This is a genomic window from Streptomyces poonensis, assembly GCF_014650915.1.
GTDB classification, from domain to species: Bacteria; Actinomycetota; Actinomycetes; order Streptomycetales; family Streptomycetaceae; genus Streptomyces; species Streptomyces poonensis.
On sequence record NZ_BMVW01000009.1, the window covers coordinates 131911 to 152387 of the forward strand.

Here is a 20477-nt window from a genome sequence, read left to right on the forward strand (position 1 = left end):
GGTCAGAGATAGGAGGCCGGGGCCGACATGGAAGGACGGGCCGCCGAACGCCGGGCAGACACCACCGGACGCTGAGAACACGCCGCCGTACCGTCGAGGGAGCAGCTCGTCGGTGCCCGTCGCCGAAGTCCGGGCACTGGGTGTACCTCTGGTGGGGCCGGAGCCGCGAGTTCTCCGGTACGGGCGGGCGCAGGAGATCCGGCGCCCTGCGCGGCCGGCTCTTGTGTCGCCCGTGTGCCCGTGAACGGGCCGTGGTGCCTGCACGCCGGCCGGGCAGGGGCTCCGTAGCCCCTGCCCGGCCGGCTTCGGTGTCCGTCGGCCGACTGCGCTCAGCCGTAGTAGGCCGCGCGCATGATTTCCTGCATGTCGTCCAGCATCGGCATACGGGGGTTGGCGGGCGCGCACTGGTCCTCGTAGGCGTTGAGAGCCTGCTGGGGCAGGGCATCCAGGAAGGTCCGCTCGTCGACCCCGAGCGCGCCGAACGTCGGCTCGATGCCCACGGCGTCGCGCAGCTGCTCGACGGCCCAGGCGAGGGATTCCACGCCCTCGGCCGGGGTGGCGGCGGGCAGGCCCAGAGTGCGGGCGATGTCCTGGAAGCGTTCCGGAGCGCGGTAGTCCTCGTACTTGGGCCAGCCGGTGAGCTTGCCGGGAACGGTGCCGTTGTAGCGGATGACGTGGGGGAGCAGGACGGCGTTGGTGCGGCCGTGGGCGATGTGGAAGGTGGCGCCGAGGGTGTGGGACATGGCGTGGACGATGCCGAGGAAGGCGTTGCCGAAGGCCATGCCGGCGATGGTGCCGGCGTTGTGCATCTTCTCCCGTGCCTCGGGCGAACGGTCGCGGTCGTTCACCGCCGCTTCGAGGTGGTCGAAGACCAGGCGGATCGCGTGCAGGGCGAGGCCGTCGGTGAAGTCGTTGGCGTAGACGGAGACGTACGCCTCGATGGCGTGGGTGAGGGCGTCGAAGCCGCTGTCGGCGGCCAGCGCCGGGGGCAGCGCGGTGGTCAGCAGCGGGTCGACGATGGCCACGCTTGGGGTGAGCGCGTAGTCGGCCAGCGGGTACTTCTTGCCGGTGGCGGGGTCGGAGATGACCGCGAACGGGGTGACCTCGGCGCCGGTGCCGGACGTGGTGGGGATGCAGACAAGGCGGGCCAGCTTGCCCAGGGTCGGGAAGCGGAAGGCGCGCTTGCGGATGTCGGAGAACTTCTGCCGCATGTCCGCGAAGTCGATGTCGTGTCCGGCGGCCTGCTGCTCGTACAGCAGCCACATCACCTTGGCCGCGTCCATCGGGGAGCCGCCGCCGAGCGCGATGATCGTGTCCGGGCGGAAGTCGCCCATGAGGCGGGCGCCCTGTCGCACGGAGTCGATGCTCGGCTCGGGTTCGACGTTGTCGATGATCTGGACGGTCACCGGTTCCGGCCGGCGCTGCAGGACCCGGGTGACGCGGTCGACGTAACCCAGGCGGGTCATGGTGGCGTCGGTGACGACGGTGACGCGGTGGACGTCCGGCATGGAGGTCAGGTAGCGGATGGCCTGCGGCTCGAAGTAGATCTTCGGCGGGACCTTGAACCACTGCAGGTTGTTGTGGCGGGTGGAGACCCGCTTGACGTTCAGCAGCTGGGCGGCGGAGACGTTGTTCGACACCGACGTGCTGCCCCAGGAGCCGCAGCCGAGGGTCAGCGAGGGCAGCAGGCTGTTGTAGATGCCGCCGATCGCGCCCTGCGAGGAAGGGGCGTTGACGATGACCCGTACGGTCTTCATGTGCCTGCCGTAGGCCTCCGCGAGCTCCGGGTCCTCGGTGTGGATGACGGCGCTGTGGCCCTGGCCGTGGAAGGCGACCATGTCCGCGGCCAGGGCGAAGCCCTGCTGCTCGTCCCCGGCGCGCAGGACGGCCAGGACGGGGCAGAGCTTCTCGCGGGTGAGCGGCTCGTCGGGGCCGACCCGTTCGGCCTCGACGAGGATGAGCGAGGTGTCGGCGGGCACGGTGAAGCCGGCCTGCTCGGCGATCCACGCCGGACTCTGCCCCACGGCCGCCGCGTTGACCTTGGGCTCGCAGCCGGCGCCCGCGCCGCCGGTGGCGGGGAAGAGGAACGCCTCCAGCTTCGCCTTCTCCTCGGGGGTGGCCAGGTGGACGTGGAGGGTGCGGAACTCGGCCAGGGCCGCGTCGTAGATCGCGTCGTCCAGGATGACGGCCTGCTCGGAGGCGCAGATCATGCCGTGGTCGAAGGACTTGGACAGCACCAGGTCGTTGACGGCCCGGCGCAGCTTGGCGCTCTTGTGCACGTAGGCGGGGACGTTGCCGGCGCCGACGCCCAGGGCGGGCTTGCCGGCCGAGTAGGCGGCCTTGACCATGGCGTTGCCGCCGGTGGCGAGGATGAGGGAGACGCCGGGGTGCCGCATGAGGGTGCCGGTCGCCTCCACCGAGGGGGTCTCGATCCACTGGACGCAGTGCTCGGGCGCGCCCGCGGCCACGGCGGCGTCGCGCACGACGCGGGCGGCCTCGGCGCTGCATCGCTGGGCGGAGGGGTGGAAGGCGAACACGACCGGGTTGCGGGTCTTCAATGCCATCAGCGCCTTGAAGATCGTGGTCGAGGTGGGGTTGGTGACAGGGGTGATGGCGCACACCACGCCGACCGGCTCCGCGATCTCGATCATGTTTTCGATGTCGTCGCGGGCGACGACCCCGACGGTCTTCATGGGACCCATGCTGTGCGTGACGTGCTCGCAGGCGAACATGTTCTTGGCCGCCTTGTCCTCGAACAGGCCGCGCCCGGTCTCCTCCACCGCCAGCCGGGCCAGCGCGGTGTGCTGGTCCAGGGCGGCGACCGACGCCTTCTTGACGATGTGGTCGACCTGTTCCTGGGTGAGCGTCTCGTAGTCGGCGAGCGCCTTCAGGGCGGCCGTCACCAGCCGGTCCACGGCGACCGCGGTGTCGGACGGGGCCTCGGTGCCGGTCGTCGCCGTGGTCCGCGAGTCCTGTCGGGTCATGGTGGTGCGCCTCCGTTGTCAGAGGCCGCCGTGAACGGACGGCGGCGCTGAGAAGGAGGACGCCACCGCGGGGGTGGCGCCGCTCCCTGATCTCACTGTCACGCGGAACCGGGCGCCGCCGCGGGCGCCGAAGGACCCCTTCCGGGACCGTTCGACCCGGGCCGGCAGGGCCGGTCGGCCCGGACCGCGGCGAGTTCCCGCGTGTCCACCTGCTGGGTGGGTGGCACAGCCTCGGTGCGACCGGACGCCGCGGGCGGGGCGCAGTCGTCGACGCGGAAGGCCAGGCCGTTCACCACGCCGACGACGCCCTCCAGCCGCCACACCACGTGCACGGCCTCCGGGACCTGGCTGCGCAGTTCGACGCGGCCGTCGAGGGCGACGACCCCGTCGCGGACGGAGACGCGGACGGCGCCGGGCGGCAGCCCCAGGGCACCGGCGAGGACATCCTCGGTCACCTGGCGGCGGATGTCGTCGTCCGCACGGAGGAAGACCCGGAGGAGGTCGCGGCGGGTGGCGATGCCGATGAGGCGGTCCTCCTCGTCGACCACGGGCAGCCGCTCCACGCCACGGCGCTCCATCAGCCGGGCCGCGTCCGGGACGCTCTGCTCCGGGTGCACGGTGACCGCGGGACTCGACATCAGGTCCGCCGCTGTCACGGCACGGTCCGGGCTGTGGCCCGCCCGGTTCGCCTGGGCGCGCACCAGGTCGGTCCCGGAGACGACGCCGAGCACCTTGTCGTCGTCGTCCACCACGGGCAGTCCGCTGATCCGGTGGTGATCCAGGAGCCGGACGACTTCCTTGAACGGTGTCGTTCGGCGGGCCTGGACGACCTCCCTGGTCATCACTTCACCGACAGTGTGGGATGTCACGGTGAGTTCTCCTTCATCAGCACGACGCGGGCGGGAGGGGCATCCAGCCGGATCCCCTCCCCACCACGTCGGGCGCGGGGGCAGGCCGCCCCCGGTCCTTCTAGCGCTGCGGACCGCCGCGCCACGGGGGCGGCGCGGCCGTCCTGCGGATCGCGTCCCGGCGGTGCGCGGCGCGCACCGTGCGGCTGCGCAGCCGGTCCTGCAGACGGTCGGCGAGTTCATGGGCGCTCGCCTCGCGGGCGTGGACGAGCACCAGGTCGGTGCCGACCTGGATCTCGGCGCCGGCGGACCAGGGCAGGGCGACGTGGTGGGCCGTGGCCCTGGTGACGCGCACCTCGCCGCTGACGGGCGGGAGCCCGGGACGGTCGAGCACGGCGACGACCTTCTCCCGGAGATAGGCGAGGGACTCCTCGTCCACGTCGCCCTCGGCCCGTACCCGTACGGCGGCGGTGAGGTCACGGGTGGCAAAGTCCTCGGCAGTCATGTGCTCAACTCCTTGTGATCGTTGCGGCAGCTTCAAGACTGCTGCGCTGCGCGCCCCGGTCCCAGGGCCGCCCGACCCCGGTCCGGGGCCGAGGGTCCCGGCCGTCTGGTGTCGCTCCACCTGTGAGGCCGAAGGGACCCGCTTCGGGTCCGTGCGGCCCCTTAGCACCGGCTTCCGGCCGGGAGAGGGGCGGGGCCGAGGCAAGCCGCCATCGTGCGGGAGGGACGCGCCATGCTTCGCAGCGTCGCCGCGGGAGTGGACGGATCCCCGCCCGTCTCGCGGCCGTGCACTGGGCGGCCCAGGAGGCGCTGCGCTGGCGAGGCCGCCGTCGCCGACGGCCAGTCCGGCCACCATGTACAGCGGCACGGGGAGAGGGCGAAGCGCCGTGCGGCCGCGCCGAAAAGGCTCAACGCGCTCAGTTCGGGCGCGGGGTGCATCGAGGTGGCGGGGCCGTGCCAGCCGCGAGCCGCTACCCGTGCGACACGCAGCTCGCCGCGCTGCCGGGCGAGATGCGGTCCGGCGGCGAGGAGTTTCGGCAGACCTGAGAGACGCGTACGGCCCATGCTCCCGGGCACCGCGTCACGCCCCTCGGCCACCCGGTGGCGGGCAGACCGCGGATGAACCGCGACGTCCTGTGCGTGCCCGAGGACGATCAGGAAGTCGTCCTGATCACGACGAATTCCGGAGCACCGGCGTGCGGATCCTGCGCGGACTCGCCGCAGGGACAGCGTGACGCGGCGGGGTGGCTACCCCCTCAACCGCCTGAAGCGGGACGCGGTGCCGCACCCGCTGCGAGAAGAGCGCCACCGTCTACCTGGCAGGACTTCACCGTCTTCCCTGATCGCGCTCCGGGTCACCGGCGGTGCATGGTTTCAAGAGCGGCGGCAAGTACATGGGGATCGTGGTGGCCCTTGTAGACCGCGGGCGGTTTCCTGTCGAGGCCGAGGAGCTGGGCCACGGCTGTCCAGGCCGTGCGTACGGAGTACTCGACGGTGAAGACGACGTCGTCCGGTACCTCGGCGAACTGGCCGATGAAGGCGAGGTTGACCGAGTCCCCGGGCACCACCTTCGGGCGGTCGTCGCGGTGGCGGACCAGGAACTGGCTGGTGATGTACGGCATCAGACAGGGCACGACGACAGAGGTCTCCAGCACACGCTCCGCCACCGCATCGTCGAGGGGCAGGTGGTGCAGGACCTCTTCGAGGATCTCCCGGCCGGAGCACATCGTCATCGGCTTGGGGGTGTGGTTGCCGGGGCGGTCGGGGAACAGGCCGTAGCCCCACCAGACGGAGACGTCCTCGGGCTGGTCGCGGTAGACGGGTTGGCGGTCGGCGACGATGGTGAGCAACCAGTTGGAGCCGGTGAACGTCATCGGCCCGCCCCGGCCGGTCTCCCGCCCGCTGAACTCCGCGAGCGCGTCCAGGAAGGCGGGCTCCTTGGTGGTGACGGTGAACGACTCCCAGCAGGACTCCTCGACGTGCTTGTCGAAGGCGTCCGGGTTGCCGAAGTCGTCGCGTCCCCTGGACAGCCGGTGCCAGAGCAGCCAGGCGTCCGAGTTCCGGGGAGGGGGTGGCGGAGCGGCGAAGTGGGAGCCGAGGCTGGTCGAGTCGGTCATGGAGCCATTGGTGACCAGGACCAGGTCGTCGGGGGCCACGTCGATCTGTTCGGCACGGCCCTCCCGGGTCAGGTAGATGCGCTTGACCGTGGTGGACCGGTACCCGGGCGCGAACCCGAGGTCGGTGACGTGACAGCGGGTGTGGACGGTGACGCCCCGAGCGCGGAGCCAGGAGCTCACGGGCCGCACCAGTGAGTCGTACTGGTTGTAGCGGGTGTGCCGGATGGCGGACAGGGCGGAGAACTCGGGGAAGAGGTGGATGAAGCGCCGGAGGTGACGGCGGAACTCGATGGCGCTGTGCCAGGGCTGGAAGGCGAACGTGGTGCACCACAGGAACCAGAAGTTCGTGGTGAAGAAGTGCTCGGTGAAGCAGTCGGTGATCCGCTTGTCGTCCAGGTGTCCCTCGGGGGTCACCAGGCAGCGGACCAGGTCCAGACGGTCGCGCTCGGAGAACCCCAGGGAGCGCACGTCGACGATCTTTCCGTCGCCGTCGACGAGGCGTGCGGCGTCGTCCCAGGCGAAGTCCTCGTGACCGGCGAGGATCTCCTGCTTCACGGACACCGAGGGGTCGTCGAGCGAGGGGATGCCGGACAGCAGATCGTACGTGCAGCGGTACTCGGCCTCGAACATCCGCCCGCCGTGCATGGTGTAGCCGGCGTCGGCCGTGCCGCCCGCGTCCAGGCTGCCGCCGATGTTCCGCTGCTCCTCGAAGAGGTGGATGTCCGCTCCGTCGAACCCGCCGTCGCGGATCAGGAACGTGGCCGCGGCGAGCGCCGCGATGCCGCTGCCCACCAGATAAGCCTTCGCCATCACAACTCCTCGTTCTCGCCCGTCGATCGGGAAACCGCACATCCCACTGTTTCCAGTGCCGGGGGCGCCGTCAGTGGGCCGTTGGTCACCCGCCTGGTCCGGACGGCCCCGTGAACAGGGCTGCCGCGGGGGCGGGCGGGGACGGACGACGGCCCGGCCGGTGGACCGTCACCGACCGGGCCGTGCTCATCGTGGACCCCTACGCGGACCGCCGGCCGCCACGCCACGGCGGCGCCGTCGTCCGGTGGCCGTCGTCCCGGGCATGGGCGGCCCCGTCGGTCCGGCGGCGCAGCCGGTCCACCAGTTTGTCGACGACTGCCGGTCCGGTGGCCTCCTCGCCGGTGCCGGCGGACAGCCCCGGCCGGCTCATGCCGGCGTGGATCTCCGTGCGGGCGTGGTCGAAAGTGTCCTTGTCCACCGGAGCGTCGTAACGCAGTCGCGCTGGGGGCGTGGCCTCATCCTTGTCGCTGGTCATGGTGCTTCCCCACCACGCGAGGGCAAGGCTGCTCAGGCCTTCCTGGCGGGGCACGGTCGCTCAGGCCGCCGGGCTGGGCAGCCACAGGTCGGGTCCGAAGACCTCGTAGCGGATACGCCGTGCCGGGACTCCGGCACGCAGCAGCTGTCCGCGGACGTCGCGCATGAACGGCAGCGGGCCGCACAGGAACACCGTGGCGTCGTCGGGCACTTCGATTCCGTCGAGGTTCATCCGGCCCTCCCGCGCGTCGGGTTCCTCCGCGCCGGGCTGCTCGTACCAGAAGACCGCGCGGGCACCCGGCAGCTGCCCGACGAGCTCACGTGTCTCGGTCCGCAGGGCGTGGTCGGCGGGGGAGCGGTCGGCGTGCAGGACCAGCACCGGCCGGGGCGAACCGAGGGCGGCCAGATGGGCCAGCATGCCCGTCATGGGGGTGCCGCCGATGCCCGCGGAGACGAGGACGACCGGGGTGGTCGCGTCGGCCCGGTCATCGAGGAAGACATCGCCGAAGGGTGCGGAGAGCGTCAGTTCGTCCCCTTCGCGGACCTGGTCGTGCAGTAGGTTGGACACCTCGCCGTCCGGCGCGCCGGACGTGCCCGCGACCCGCTTGACGGTGATGCGCCGCACATCCCCGCCCGGGTCGGACGACAGGCTGTACTGGCGCAGTTGGTGCACCCCGTCGGCCATCCGCACCCGTACGCTCACGTACTGGCCCGCCCGCGCCCGCGGTGCCGGTCCGCCATCGGCCGGGCGGAGCAGGAAGGACACCACGTCGTCGGTTTCGCTGCGGCGCCCGACGACCGTCCACTGCCGCCAGATGTGTCCGGGCTCGACGCCCGCGTCCTGGTAGAGGCGGGCCTCCCGGCCGATCAGGGCGCCGGCCATCAGCCAGTACACCTCGTCCCACGCGGCCGCCACTTCCGGTGTCACCGCGTCGCCCAGCACCTCGGCTATCGCCGCGAACAGGTACTTGTGCACGATCGTGTACTGATCGTCGGTGACCCCGACGGCAGCGTGTTTGTGCGCGATGCGGTCCAGCAGTGCGTCCGGGCGGGTGTCCGGGTCGTCGAGCAGCGCGGTCGCGAACCCGGCGATCGACCCGGCCAGGGCTCGGCGCTGGGCTCCGCTGGCCTGGTTGCCGCGGTTGAACATCCCGTCGAGCAGTTCCGGCCGGTCGCGGAACATCGCGCCGTAGAAGCGGGTGGTGATCTCGTCGAGCGCTCCGGCCACGGCGGGCAGGGTGGCACGTACCACGGCGGCGGATTCTGCGGACAGCATGAAGACTCCCGGGCGAGGTGGGGTGAGGTGGGACAGGCGCCGCGGCCCGAAGGGCGGCCGTCTTCTGTGTAGCAGGCACCGGACCGCGTTTCGGCGGCGCTGGGCGAAGAGGGGCCGAACGGCCCCGTCGATTCGGGCACGGCGGCCCCACGGGTCCCGCCGGGGCCGGGGCCGGATGGTGCAAGGACATCCTCCCGCCGGCCCTGTCCGCTGCCGCGGTCCAATGCATCCGATACGGACGATACGTCCGGCAACGACGGCGTGCGCGGGCACTTCACGAGCAGCGTGTGGCTGAGTACGGGTCGCCGGGCGGCCTACTGGTCGCGGCACCACTTCCGGTACGCGGCTATGGCCGTCGGCAGGGTGGGGAAGATCCGCTCGGTGCCGACGGTGTCCGCGAGACCGTACGCCGTCAGGTCGTCCAGCAGGTCCTGCTTGACGCGGGCGAGGGCGAAGACGATGCCGCGGTCGGTGAGTTCGCGGCGGAGCGCGTCGACGGCGTCCAGGGCGGTGATGTCGACCTCGACGTTGGCCTCGGTGTTGAGGACGAACCAACGGACCGGGCCGGTCTGTTCGTCGACCGCGGTCAGGGCCCGGCGGCGGAAGTCCTCCGCGTTGGCGAAGAACAGCGGGGAGTCGTAGCGGTAGACCAGCAGGCCGGGAATGGTGCGGGCCTCGGGGTAGTCGTCGATGTCGTGCATGCCGGCGACGCCGGGGACCAGGCCCTGGACGGCGTCGTGCGGGCGGGCGACCCTGGCCAGCAGTTCGGCCACGGACAGGCCGACGGCGACCAGTACCCCGTACAGGATGTCCAGGGCCAGGACCCCGGCGAGGCAGCCGAGTGCCAGCAGCAGCTCCCTGCGCCGGAACGATGCCAGCCGCCGGAAGCCCACCAGGTCGATCATGCGGAGGGCCGCATGGACGACGAGGGCGCCCAGCACGACCTTCGGAGTGTGCGACAGCAGCGGCCCGAGGAAGAGCAGCACGGCCAGGACGGCCGCGCCGGCGACGAGCGAGTACGCCTGGCTGCGGGCGCCTGCCGAGGAGGCGAGCGCGGTGCGGCCGGCGCTGCTGCTGACCGGGAAGCCGTGCAGCACGCCCGCCCCGAGGTTGACGGCACCCAGGGCGAGGAACTCGCGGTCGGCGTCCAGCGTGTCCGCGCCCCGGTCCCGGCCGGCGAAGGCCCGCGCGGTGAGGATGAAGTCGGTGTAGCCGACGAGGAGGACGCCCAGCGCGGGCAGTACCAGGTGCGGCAGCTCGGTCAGGTCCGGCACGGCGAGCCCGGGCAGGCCGGCGGGGACGTCACCGATCACCTCGATGCCGTGCCGGTCGTCGAGCCCGAACGCTGCCACGGCCGCGGTACCCAGTACCACCACCAGCAGGGGGCCGGGGACGGCGCGGACGTACCGGGCGACGGCGAAGAGGAGCGTCAGAGTGACGGCGGCGAAGACGACCGTGGCCGGATGGGTGTCCGGCAGGTTCCGGACGAAGGACCACAGCTGCGGGAAGAACGCGGAACCCGTGGTGTCGACGCCGGTCAGCTTGGGCAGCTGGTCCACCATCATGATGAGCGCCACGCCCGTCAGGTAGCCGATCAGCACCGGCTGGGACAGCAGATCCGCGAGGAAGCCGAGCCGCGTGGCCCAGGCCACCACGCACAGCAGTCCCACCGTGATCGCGAGCGTGGCCGCCAGCGCCGCGTACCGGGCCGGATCTCCGGCGGCGAGGGGAGCGACCACCGTCGCCGTGATGAGCGCGGTCGTCGACTCCGGGCCCACCGAGAGCAGGCGGGAGGACCCGAGCACGGCGTACAGGGCGAGCGCGGGCAGGATGGCCCACAGCCCGGCGACCGGCGGCAGCCCGGCCACGCCCGCGTAGGCCATCACCTGGGGCACGAGGTACGCGGCCACCGTCACTCCGGCCAGTACGTCGCCCTTCAGCCACGACCGCCGGTAGCCGAGGAGCGTGCGGAGCCCGGGTGTCGGACGGCGCCGCCCGCTCCCTCGCGGAGCACGGTCGCCCGAACTGCGGGACATGAGCCTCCTTCTGACGGGTGGCCTCAAGAATCCACTGGCCCAACGGGTCTTGCGAAGGGGGCCATTGGCCCACTCCGTGCCGCCGCCCGCAGGGCCCACTGGCCCCGGTCGGGGACTTGCGGCCCCTGCGTCACCGGTCCCCCGCTCCGTCACGCTGGCATCGAATCCCGCGAATCCCGGACGAGGAGACAGAAAACCATGATCCGCAGTGTTGTCGTAGGTGTCGATGGCTCGGCCGAGAGCCGTGCCGCGGCGGAGTGGGCGGCCCGCGAGGCGAAGCGGCGCTTCCTGCCGCTCACACTCGTTCACGTCGTGGAGCCGGTTCCCGAGCCCGTGGCCCTGGCGCGGTTCCTCGGTGCCGAGACGCAGCAGCGGTGGAGCGAGCGAGGCGAGACGGGGGTCCCCCTGGTCTCCGGCCGGGGGAGCATGCCGCGCGAGGTGGTCGAGGACCTCAAGCTGCGTCACACCGGACTGGACGTGTCGGTGGAGCAGGTCTCCGGCCGGCCCTCCGAGGTGCTGACTCAGGCGGCGAAGGACGCCGCGCTGCTGGTCCTGGGCTCCCGGGGACTGAGCGGCCGCGGAGGATTCCTCGTCGGCTCCGTGGGCCAGGCCGTCGTGGCGCGCACCGAGCGGCCTGTGGTTCTGGTGCGTGCCACGGAGCAGGCCGTCGGCGGGCCCGTCGTCCTCGGGCTCGACACCGACCACCCCGACGAGACGGTGCTCACCTTCGCCTTCGAGGCGGCCGCCCGCCGTGTCGCACCCCTACGGGTCGTCCACGCCTGGAACCTGCCGCCGTACTTCGCCTACGGCCTGCCTGCCGACCCCGAGCTCAACGCCCTGCTGGGCAAGGAGGAAGCCGCCTCACTGGCCGAGGTGCTGCACCGTTGGAAGCAGAAGTACCCGGCCGTCGAGGTCATGGAAGAGTCCCGTTCCGGCAGTGCCGCCGTCCACCTGGTCGACGCCTCCCGCGAGGCGTCCCTGGTCGTCGTCGGCCGCCGCATCCGCCGCAGCCCGCTCGGAGCCCACATCGGCCCCGTCACGCACGCCGTGCTGCACCACGCCACGGCCCCCGTCGCCGTCGTCGCGCACGACTGACGATCCGAGACCCTCGAGGAGAAGCCACCAGGAGCGAGGTGCACCCCGGCACCGTGGAACCCCGCACGCTGCCGCAGCGAGCACCTTGCCACTGTCGAGATCTCACCGGCGGAGTGCGGGGCGGGTCACAACGGCGAGGTGTCCCCGCCGTGCGCCGACGGAACCGTGGCCGGCTCGGAGGAATGGGCGTGCCCGGAGAGGTCGAACTCCACGTCCACGACCCCCTCGACGGCCCGGACCAGCCGTGCGGCCACCGGGACCAGGGAGGTGTCCCGCATGCGGCCGCCGAGCTTCACGACTCCCTCCCGCACCGCCACGCGTACGGCCGATGCCGGCGCGGGGAAGAGGTACGACACCACCTCCCGACGGACCTCCTCGGCGATGTCCTCGTCGTCGCGCAGGAACACCTTCAGCAGATCGGCGCGGCTCACGATTCCCTGCAGCATGCCCAGGTCATCGACGACCGGCAGTCGCTTGACCTTGGCGCGTGCCATGGCCCGCGCGGCCTGTGCGAGCGTCGCGTCGGCCTGGACGGTGAGGGCGGGAGACGTCATCAGTTCCCCGGCGGTCACCGCACCGGCCCTGGCGAGATCGGGCAGGCGCCGGAGCTGGGTGTGCCGGTCGGGGTCGCTGTCGCGGAACTCCTCCTTGGGGAGCAGGTCGGCCTCGGAGACGACCCCGACGACGCGGCCCTCGCCCTCCAGGACGGGCAGGGCGCTGACCTTCCAGTCGTGCATCATCCGCACGATCTCCTTGAAGGTGGCATCGCGGCCGATGGCGGCGACGGTGTGGGTCATCACGTCACCGACGACGTGCGGGCTGCCGTGCATCGTCCCTCCCGGGTGGCTGTCGTACTGCGAGTCGTGGGCGGTCACAGGAGGCTGCCGCTGCCGTAGGGGGCGTACAGGTCCAGCAGCCGGGTGCGGGTCGAGCGCAGGCGGTGGGCGAGGACACCGCCCACCCACAGGGCGACGCTCGCGCCGAACACGGGGTCCTCCTGGCACAGCGAGCGGATCGCGGTGGCGTCGAACTCCCAGGCGCGCACCGGGCTGGCCGCCTCGGCACCCAGGTGCCAGGTGTGCGGGGCGAACAGCCAGGACCAGCCGACGAGTTCGTTGTGCCGGAGGGTGTCGATGACGGTGGCGCGGCGGCCGGGCACACGCATGTCGAGGTCGACGGCGCCGGTGCGGATGATCCAGAACCGGTCGGCGCGGCCGCCCTCCTCGAAGATGCGGGCGCCCTGCGGGAAGGACACCTCCTGGGCGAAGCGCATCAGCCGCTGCTGGTGCTCGGCCGGGAGTGCCTGCAGCATGGTGGCCGTGGCGGGAGCGTACATGGCGTGCCTCCAGTCAGGGCTTACGGACCTGCCACGTCCAGCGTGCTGCCGTGTCCGGTGGCGGGCGATGGGCCGTCCGGCCCCATGACCGGTCCGCCCGGCACCGCGTCCGGGGCCTTCGGCACCCTGTGCCCGGACGGGCCCGGAGGTTCGATGGGGACGAGAGCCGACCGGACGGAAGCGGAACGGAGTGTGCAGGGTGGGTACGTCACTGACTCCGGAGTTCCGGAGGCCGACCGCCGTCCTTTTGGGGATGTCGACCACGGCCGGCTTTGTGCTCAGCGCCACGCTCGACGCGCTGGTGCTGCGGGCGCGGCGGCGCCGCATCCGTCGCCAGCCGACCGTCGTGAGGGCGACGGCGACGCCCCGCCGTCCTGATCGGATCCCTGCACATCAGTGAGCCGGGGAAGCCTTTGGCCGACATGCCAGGCCAGGCCAGGCCGACGGCAGGGCACCGGCCGCCACCGGCAGCCCGGACGTCGGACACGCACTGCCTGCAACGGACCGAGGAGCGGCGGTACGTGCTCCCTCACCAGCCTCCTCCGGCTCCGACCGGGTGGAGCACGAACCAGCTGCACACCATCGAGGCCGTACACGTGACCCCTGGAGGACCCGAACCATGCGTATCGTCATCGCTCTCGGCGGCAACGCCCTGCTGCACCGGGGCGAGCGCCCCGAGGCCGCCGTGCAGCAGGCGAACATCGACCGGGTGACCACCGCCGTCGCCGCTCTCGCTCTCGAACACGAGATCGTCGTCACCCACGGCAACGAGCCGCAGATCGGCCTGCTCGCCAGGGAGAGCGCGGCCGACCCCGTCCTCACCGCCCCCTATCCGCTGGACCTGCTGGGCGCCCAGACCGAGGGCCTGATCGGCTCGCTGCTGGTCCGGGCCCTGCACGACACGCTGCCCGGCCACAAGATCGCCGCACTCGTCACCCACACCCTCGTCCGGGCCGACGACCCGGCCTTCGCACGACCCGCGAAGCGCGTCGGCCCGGTGTACCCCGGGGACGTCGCCCGCACCCTCGCGCGAAGGCACGGATGGCACATCGCCAAGGACGCCACCGGGTGGCGCCAGGTCGTCGCCTCACCCACGCCCGTGGGAATCGTCGAGACCGAGACCATTCACGACCTGCTCACCTGCGGAACGCTGGTCATCTGTGCCGGCGGCGGAGGTGTGCCCGTCACGGCCGACAGCGACACCGGAGCGCTGCGCGGAGTGGACGCGGTCGTCGACAAGGACCTCACCGCCGCCCTGCTCGCCGAGGAACTCAAGGCCGACTTCCTGCTCATCCTCACCGACGTCCCGTGCGTCTACACCGGCTACGGCACTCCCGACCGGCATCCCGTCCTCGACGCCGCTCCCGACGACCTGCGCCGCGCAGGCTTCCCCGCCGACTCCATGGGCCCCAAGGCGGAGGCCGCCGCCCGGTTCGTCGAACGCACCGGCGGACTGGCCGCGATCGGCGCGCTGGACGCGGCGTACGAGATCGTCCACGGGAGGTCGGGGACCCTGGTCCGCCCCGATCTGGCTGTGGGCTGAGATGCCGCCGGAACGCATTGGACCGGACGGTTCCCCGGCCCGGGGAGCGGTACCGTGCCGTGGCCCCAGCCCCTGGCCTGACCCGCCCGAAGACGTCTCGGACGGCCCATGGCGTCAACGGACGACGCGCTGGATGCCCGAAGCGCCGGACGGTGTCCCCGACATGCCGAGCGCGTGGGTAGCGCACGAGCGAGGCGGAGATCACCGGGTCATGGAACGTCGGATCGACGTGCGCGGCCACGGTGGTCGGCCCGCTCACCTCCGGGCGGACAGGGCTGAGACAACAGGAAGGGCCAGGCCGGGTGGGGCCGATGAACCCTACTGCTCGGTTCCGCTTGGTATGCCGGTCCTGTCCGGCGGCGCGAAGCTCCCGACGGGCCAGCGGGCACCCGCGCCCGCGGAGGCACCCGCGCCCCCGGACCGGCGGGCCCGTCGAGCACGGTGCGACACGGGTCGTTCTCCGGCATGGCCGGGACCGATGGCCCCTCACTCCCGGACCCCGTCCGGCTCAGGATGGAGAAGACGCAGATCCGCTGTAATCGGGTGAAAGACGGGCTTGCTGATGTATCCCAACGACGGTTTCCACGAACTCGGGCGGCAGGAGTGCCTGCGGCGGCTGACCAAGGTGCCCGTCGGGCGCATCGTCTACACGCGCCAGGCCCTGCCCGCCGTGCTGCCGGTGAACTTCCATGTGAACGGCGAGGGCGCGGTTGTGCTGCGCACTTCCGCGGCCTCGGAACTGGTCCGCGCGATCGACGGCGCGGTGGTCGCCTTCGAGGCCGACGACGTCGACGCGGTCCGGCATTCCGGCTGGAGCGTCGTCGTCACCGGCGCCGCCGTGGTGGTGACCGACCCCGCCGAGCACGCAGGCCTGGCCCGCACCGTTCCGCCCTCCTGGGTGCCCTCACCGCAGGAGGTCTTCGTCCGTATCGAGCCGGAACTGGTCACCGGGCGTGAGCTCGTCGGCGGACGCACCCTGTACGGGGTGGACCTCACCGCCTGAGCTTCCTCTTTCCCTCCCTCCCGTTCTTCTCGTCCGTCCGGGACCGGGACCGGGACCGGGGCCGGTCGGCCCGGCAGCACGGGGGCCGTACGGCGTTTCGACGGGCTCTGTGGGGGCTCTGCCCGGGAGTGGCCATGGACGACGAACATCCGCTGTGGAGCCGCCGTGGGACAGAGGCCCGGTCGGCCGGCGGCGAGCTCCCTCACAACCCTCGGTTGCACGAGGGCTGTACACCTCGCGCTCGAAGAGAAGGGAACACGACAATGACCATCCGTCATGTGGTCGTCGGAGTGGACGGTTCAGTGGCCGCCGTACGCGCGTTGGACCGGGCCGCGGTCGAGGCGGTCCGCCGCGGCACGGCGTTGCGCATCGTCTGTGCCGTGGCTGATCGCGACGAGGCGGGGCCGGTTCTGGCCTCGGCCGCCGCACGGATCCACCAGCGTCATCCGGGCCTGCCTGTGGAGACCGCGGCCGTGGAGAGCGGCGCGGTGCAGGCGTTGGCGCGGGAGAGCGAGAGCGCCGTCCTCACCGTCGTGGGCACTCGGGGGTTCGGCGGTGTCTCCGGCCTGCTGGCCGGCTCGGTGAGCTGGCGCCTGGCCGCGCAGGTGCACGGTCCGCTGCTGGTCGCCCGCGGGGACCACCCCTGCGACGAGGGGCGCGAGGTGCTGCTCGGTCTGGAGAGCGACGCCGACGAGACCGCGGCCGCCTACGCCTTCCGGGAGGCGGCACGGCGCGGAGCCCCGCTGCGTGTCCTGCACTCCGCGACGCACCGGCACACCAGGCCCGAGCTGCCCTCGCTGGTAGCCGCGACGAGCCCCGGTCAGGTGCGCCAGGCCCGGGACGACCGGGCGGAAGAAGCCGTGCCGCGGTTCGGCATCGCCCGGCTGCGGGAGGAGTACCCCGCGGTCGAGGTCGACGTCCGCACGGTCCGCACCGGGCCGGCCCACGCCCTGCTGGCGGGTACCCGCGAGGCCGGCGTCGTGGTCATCGGCGCGCGTCGGCGCGCGGGCCGGCTCGGACCACCACTCGGCCCGGTCGCGCAGGTCCTGTTCCATCACTCCCACTGCCCTGTGGTTCTGGTGCCGACGACCTGATGACGAGCACCGAGGCCAGGGACGGCCCGGCCGGCCCCTGGCAGGTGTCCGGCTGCCGGGGGAGTGCGGGGGAGGCATGGACCCGCATGCACCTCCGGCCGAAGCCCGATCCGGGAGGGATCCATGATGTCCGTCGTCACGCAGCAGGCGTCGGCCCCGCTCACGGACGACGGACCGAGGACGCCGGACGCCACTGGCGCGCCGCGAGTCACCTGCCCGCCGGTCGGATCCACCTCCTGGCCAAACCCCTGGCGGCTGAGCCGCTGCGCTGTACCCGGAGCACGTCAAGCCGCGGCTGCTCGCCACCGGGGCGGATCGCCGAGTGGCCGCCGGCCCGGCACCTGTCCGACGGCTCGCCGAGCACGTCGCCCGGCCCGTTCGCCGACTACCACGTCATCTACGCCGTCGTCCTCATCGCCGGCGCGGCCGCGAACGCCGGCGCCACCCGGGGCCCGGCAGGGCCTGGCAGGGCTTGGACATGGCTGTCCTTCGTCGGACGTAGCCACTGGCTCAATCGAGGGTCGCGCGCTCGTCAGACCGGGGCCACTGGCGGCAGGCTCGGCGCGACGGGGACCAACGGCCCGACACAGCGGGGACGGATGGCGCGCCGCGGGTACGCCGGCAGGCCCTCCCCGAGGGCATCGCGGGCCACGAGCATCGAAAGGGCAGAGATTCTGCGCGCGGAGTGAGGGAGAGACCGGCAATGACGGCAACGATGGCAGTTGAACCCCGGGCGACGACCGAGGCATGGCGAGGCTTCGCCGGTTCGCACTGGCGGGACCGGGTCGACGTACGCGACTTCATCCAGGCCAACTACACGCCGTACGAGGGCGACTCCTCGTTCCTGGCCGGGCCGACCGAGCGCACGCTGGCAGTCTGGGGCAAGGTCGCTCGTCTGTTCCCCGAGGAACGGCGTAAGGGAATCCTGGACGTCGACCCGGGCACCCCCTCCACCATCACCTCGCACCGGCCGGGCTTCATCGACCGCGACCGCGAGCTGATCGTCGGCCTGCAGACCGACGCCCCGCTCAGGCGCGCGATCATGCCCAACGGCGGGCTGCGGATGGTGGAGAACGGGCTGAAGGCGTACGGCTACAAGGCCGACCCCTTCGTCACGCGCGTCTTCGGCACCTACCGCAAGACCCACAACGACGGCGTCTTCGACGCCTACACCCCCCAGATGCGTGCCGCCCGCAAGGCCGGAATCATCACCGGGCTGCCGGACGCCTACGGCCGTGGCCGGATCATCGGCGACTACCGGCGTGTCGCCCTGTACGGCACCGACCGGCTGATCGCGGCCAAGCGCGCCGAGCGGGCCCTGCTGGACGCACGGCCCTCCACCCCGGACGTCATCCGCGATCGTGAGGAACTGGCCGAGCAGATCAGGGCACTGGGCGAACTGGCGCAGATGGCCGCCTCCTACGGCTGCGACGTCACCCGCCCCGCCACCACCGCGCACGAGGCCGTGCAGTGGCTGTACCTCGGCTTCCTGGCGGCGGTGAAGGAGCAGAACGGCGCCGCGATGTCCCTCGGCCGCACCTCCACCTTCCTGGACGTCTACCTCCAGCGCGACCTGGACGAAGGCCGCATCGACGAGCCCCGCGCGCAGGAGCTGGTCGACGACTTCGTCATCAAGCTGCGGATCGTACGGTTCCTGCGCACACCCGAGTACGACGCCCTCTTCTCCGGCGACCCGACCTGGGTGACGGAGTCCATCGGCGGTATCGGCAGGGACGGACGCCCGCTGGTCACCCGCACCTCCTTCCGCTTCCTGCAGACCCTGTACAACCTCGGACCGGCCCCCGAGCCGAACCTGACCGTGCTGTGGTCGCCCCGGCTGCCCGAGGGCTTCAAGCGGTTCTGCGCGCAGGTCTCCATCGACACCAGCGCCATCCAGTACGAGTCCGACGACCTCATGCGCCCGCGTACCGGCGACGACACCGCGATCGCCTGCTGCGTCTCCGCCATGGCGGTGGGCAAGCAGATGCAGTTCTTCGGTGCCCGGGTCAACCTGGCCAAGGCGCTGCTGTACGCGGTCAACGGCGGCCGGGACGAGATGACCGGCGAGCAGATCGCACCCGCGGTGCCTGCGCTGACCGGGGAGTACCTGGACTACGAGGAGCTGTCGGCGGCGTACGACCGCATGCTGGAGTGGCTGGCGGAGACGTACGTCGACGCGCTCAACGTGATCCACTACATGCACGACAAGTACGCCTACGAGCGCATCGAGATGGCCCTGCACGACTACCCCGTGCACCGCTTCATGGCGTGCGGCATCGCCGGCCTCTCGGTGGCGGCCGACAGTCTCTCGGCCGTCAAGCACGCGCGGGTGAAGGTGCTGCGCGACGACACCGGGCTGGCCGTGGACTACGAGGTCGAGGGCGAGTTCCCGGCGTACGGCAACAACGACGACCGCGCCGACGCCCTCGCCGCCGGCCTGGTGGAGTCGTTCATGGCCAAGGTGCGCAAGCACCCCACCTACCGGGACGCCGAACACACCCAGTCGGTGCTGACCATCACCTCCAACGTCGTCTACGGCAAGCACACCGGCAACACCCCGGACGGCCGACGGGCCGGACAGCCCTTCGCACCGGGCGCCAACCCGATGAACGGCCGGGACCGGCACGGGGTCGCCGCCTCGGCGCTCTCGGTGGCCAAGCTGCCGTACGAGCAGGCCCGTGACGGCATCTCCCTGACCACCACGATCACGCCCGAAGGACTGGGGCACGACCCGGCCGAGCGGGCGGGCCATCTGGCCGGCATCCTCGACGCGTACATGGCCTCCGGCGGCTTCCACATGAACGTGAATGTCCTGGACCGGGCGACGCTCGAGGACGCGATGGAACACCCGGAGAAGTATCCGGAGCTGACCGTCCGGGTCTCCGGGTACGCCGTCAACTTCGTCCGCCTGACCCGTGAGCAGCAGCTCGACGTGATCAGCCGCACCTTCCACGGATCGCTGTGAGCACCGTCCTCGAGCCGGTGACGGGCCGGATCCACTCCTGGGACCTGTCCACGGGAGTGGACGGTCCCGGGACCCGGTTCGTGCTCTTCGTCAGCGGCTGCCCGCTGCGCTGCCTGTACTGCGCCAATCCGGACACCTGGCACATGCGCGACGGCAAGCGGGCCACCGTCGACGAGGTGATGGCCGAGATCGAGAAGTACCGGGCCTTCCTCACCACCGCCGGCGGGGGAGTGACGCTCACCGGTGGTGAGGCCCTGCTGCAGCCCGCCTTCACGGCCGGCATCTTCCGCCGTTGCAAGGAACTCGGTCTGCACACGGCCCTCGACACCTCCGGCTTCCTCGGCGCCCGCGCCACCGACGGACTCCTCGCCGACACCGACCTGGTGCTGCTGGACATCAAGTCCTTCGACGTCACCACCTACCGGAAACTGACCGGAGGCGACCTCTCCCCGACCCTGAACTTCGCCACCCGCCTGGACCGGCTCGGCGTCCCGGTATGGATCCGGTACGTCCTCGTGCCCGGCTGGACCGACGACCCCGCGGCCGTCGACGGGCTCGGCACCTTCCTCTCCGGGCTCGGCAACGTCGACCGAGTGGACGTCCTGCCCTTCCACAAGCTCGGCGCCCACAAGTACGACGCGCTGAGGATTCCCTTCCCCCTGCGTGACACACCCACCCCGGGCCCGGACCTGACCGAGCGGGTACGTGAGCAGTTCCGGGCACACGGCCTGCGGGCCCTCTGAACGAGGACCCCCTTACGGCGAGAGCGAAGTGCACAAGGCCGAAGAGCGACAGTGACAGTGCAGTGCCCCGGCGTACGGGAGGGCCCATAGGACATCGCTTTTCGTGCGAGCGACGGGCAGTACCGGGGCGTTGACCCTCTTCAGGTACGG

At 71.8% G+C, this 20477-nt stretch carries 15 protein-coding genes and 1 pseudogene; 7 read left to right on the forward strand and 9 right to left on the reverse strand.

All coding sequences use genetic code 11. The features are described from left to right. Positions 1-329: 329 nt before the first annotated feature. From adhE to IE242_RS22350, 7 genes are all read right to left on the reverse strand, one after another. Positions 330-2984 carry a bifunctional acetaldehyde-CoA/alcohol dehydrogenase gene (adhE, locus tag IE242_RS22320; RefSeq protein ID WP_189861979.1) on the reverse strand — a complete coding sequence of 885 codons (2655 nt, stop codon included), beginning with the start codon at positions 2982-2984 and terminating at the stop codon, positions 330-332. Positions 2985-3082: 98 nt separating this feature from the next. Next, on the reverse strand, positions 3083-3853 hold the full coding sequence (locus IE242_RS22325) for a CBS domain-containing protein (protein WP_308436772.1): 771 nt from the start codon (positions 3851-3853) through the stop codon (positions 3083-3085). A 100-nt stretch (positions 3854-3953) separates the two neighbouring features. Beyond that, entirely contained in the window at positions 3954-4337 is a 384-nt protein-coding gene (locus IE242_RS22330) for a hypothetical protein (protein ID WP_189861981.1), read from the reverse strand. A gap of 853 nt (positions 4338-5190) precedes the next feature. Further along, complete coding sequence (locus IE242_RS22335) at positions 5191-6762, reverse strand: oleate hydratase (protein WP_189861983.1); 1572 nt, start codon at positions 6760-6762, stop codon at positions 5191-5193. A gap of 199 nt (positions 6763-6961) precedes the next feature. Beyond that, a complete protein-coding gene (locus tag IE242_RS22340; RefSeq protein WP_189861985.1) occupies positions 6962-7237 on the reverse strand; it encodes a hypothetical protein in 276 nt (91 codons plus the stop codon). A 60-nt stretch (positions 7238-7297) separates the two neighbouring features. Next, positions 7298-8512: a globin domain-containing protein gene (locus tag IE242_RS22345; RefSeq protein WP_189861987.1), complete on the reverse strand. Its 1215-nt coding sequence runs from the start codon at positions 8510-8512 to the stop codon at positions 7298-7300. A gap of 314 nt (positions 8513-8826) precedes the next feature. Further along, positions 8827-10548, reverse strand: a complete 1722-nt coding sequence (locus tag IE242_RS22350) for a SulP family inorganic anion transporter (protein ID WP_189861989.1) — start codon at positions 10546-10548, stop codon at positions 8827-8829. Between the two features lie 198 nt (positions 10549-10746). On the opposite strand from IE242_RS22350, the gene IE242_RS22355 reads away from it, so the two are divergent. Next, positions 10747-11643: a universal stress protein gene (locus tag IE242_RS22355; RefSeq protein WP_189861991.1), complete on the forward strand. Its 897-nt coding sequence runs from the start codon at positions 10747-10749 to the stop codon at positions 11641-11643. A 125-nt stretch (positions 11644-11768) separates the two neighbouring features. On the opposite strand, the gene IE242_RS22360 is transcribed toward IE242_RS22355, so the two are convergent. Together IE242_RS22360 and IE242_RS22365 are read right to left on the reverse strand one after the other, a co-directional pair. After that, positions 11769-12473 carry a CBS domain-containing protein gene (locus IE242_RS22360; protein WP_189862187.1) on the reverse strand — a complete coding sequence of 235 codons (705 nt, stop codon included), beginning with the start codon at positions 12471-12473 and terminating at the stop codon, positions 11769-11771. Positions 12474-12514: 41 nt separating this feature from the next. Beyond that, positions 12515-12979 (reverse strand): cyclic nucleotide-binding domain-containing protein, encoded by a 465-nt coding sequence (locus IE242_RS22365; protein WP_189861993.1) that lies wholly within the window; start codon positions 12977-12979, stop codon positions 12515-12517. Positions 12980-13598: 619 nt separating this feature from the next. Here IE242_RS22365 and IE242_RS22370 point away from each other — a divergent pair. The 6 genes and pseudogenes from IE242_RS22370 (at position 13599) to pflA (ending at position 20327) form a co-directional block, all read left to right on the forward strand. Next, positions 13599-14522, forward strand: a complete 924-nt coding sequence (locus IE242_RS22370; RefSeq protein ID WP_189861995.1) for a carbamate kinase — start codon at positions 13599-13601, stop codon at positions 14520-14522. A 562-nt stretch (positions 14523-15084) separates the two neighbouring features. Further along, positions 15085-15525 carry a pyridoxamine 5'-phosphate oxidase family protein gene (locus IE242_RS22375; RefSeq protein WP_189862188.1) on the forward strand — a complete coding sequence of 147 codons (441 nt, stop codon included), beginning with the start codon at positions 15085-15087 and terminating at the stop codon, positions 15523-15525. A gap of 263 nt (positions 15526-15788) precedes the next feature. Continuing rightward, complete coding sequence (locus IE242_RS22380) at positions 15789-16619, forward strand: universal stress protein (protein ID WP_189861997.1); 831 nt, start codon at positions 15789-15791, stop codon at positions 16617-16619. A gap of 314 nt (positions 16620-16933) precedes the next feature. After that, a pseudogene (locus IE242_RS39245) lies at positions 16934-17131 on the forward strand (hypothetical protein); the annotation flags it as partial. A gap of 191 nt (positions 17132-17322) precedes the next feature. Next, positions 17323-19584, forward strand: a complete 2262-nt coding sequence (pflB, locus tag IE242_RS22385) for a formate C-acetyltransferase (RefSeq protein ID WP_189861999.1) — start codon at positions 17323-17325, stop codon at positions 19582-19584. Next, a complete protein-coding gene (gene pflA / locus IE242_RS22390; RefSeq protein ID WP_189862001.1) occupies positions 19581-20327 on the forward strand; it encodes a pyruvate formate-lyase-activating protein in 747 nt (248 codons plus the stop codon). Before pflB ends, pflA begins: the two co-directional genes overlap by 4 nt. Positions 20328-20477: the final 150 nt, after the last annotated feature.

Coding starts and splice junctions, on each gene's coding strand:
- IE242_RS22335 (WP_189861983.1), bottom strand. CDS start 6,762: ATGGCGAAGGCTTATCTGGTGGGCAGCGGCATCGCGGCGCTCGCCGCG.
- IE242_RS22375 (WP_189862188.1), top strand. CDS start 15,085: ATGTATCCCAACGACGGTTTCCACGAACTCGGGCGGCAGGAGTGCCTG.
- IE242_RS22365 (WP_189861993.1), bottom strand. CDS start 12,979: ATGTACGCTCCCGCCACGGCCACCATGCTGCAGGCACTCCCGGCCGAG.
- IE242_RS22340 (WP_189861985.1), bottom strand. CDS start 7,237: ATGACCAGCGACAAGGATGAGGCCACGCCCCCAGCGCGACTGCGTTAC.
- IE242_RS22370 (WP_189861995.1), top strand. CDS start 13,599: ATGCGTATCGTCATCGCTCTCGGCGGCAACGCCCTGCTGCACCGGGGC.
- IE242_RS22355 (WP_189861991.1), top strand. CDS start 10,747: ATGATCCGCAGTGTTGTCGTAGGTGTCGATGGCTCGGCCGAGAGCCGT.
- IE242_RS22350 (WP_189861989.1), bottom strand. CDS start 10,548: ATGTCCCGCAGTTCGGGCGACCGTGCTCCGCGAGGGAGCGGGCGGCGC.
- IE242_RS22380 (WP_189861997.1), top strand. CDS start 15,789: ATGACCATCCGTCATGTGGTCGTCGGAGTGGACGGTTCAGTGGCCGCC.
- adhE (WP_189861979.1), bottom strand. CDS start 2,984: ATGACCCGACAGGACTCGCGGACCACGGCGACGACCGGCACCGAGGCC.
- pflB (WP_189861999.1), top strand. CDS start 17,323: ATGACGGCAACGATGGCAGTTGAACCCCGGGCGACGACCGAGGCATGG.
- IE242_RS22345 (WP_189861987.1), bottom strand. CDS start 8,512: ATGCTGTCCGCAGAATCCGCCGCCGTGGTACGTGCCACCCTGCCCGCC.
- IE242_RS22360 (WP_189862187.1), bottom strand. CDS start 12,473: ATGCACGGCAGCCCGCACGTCGTCGGTGACGTGATGACCCACACCGTC.
- IE242_RS22330 (WP_189861981.1), bottom strand. CDS start 4,337: ATGACTGCCGAGGACTTTGCCACCCGTGACCTCACCGCCGCCGTACGG.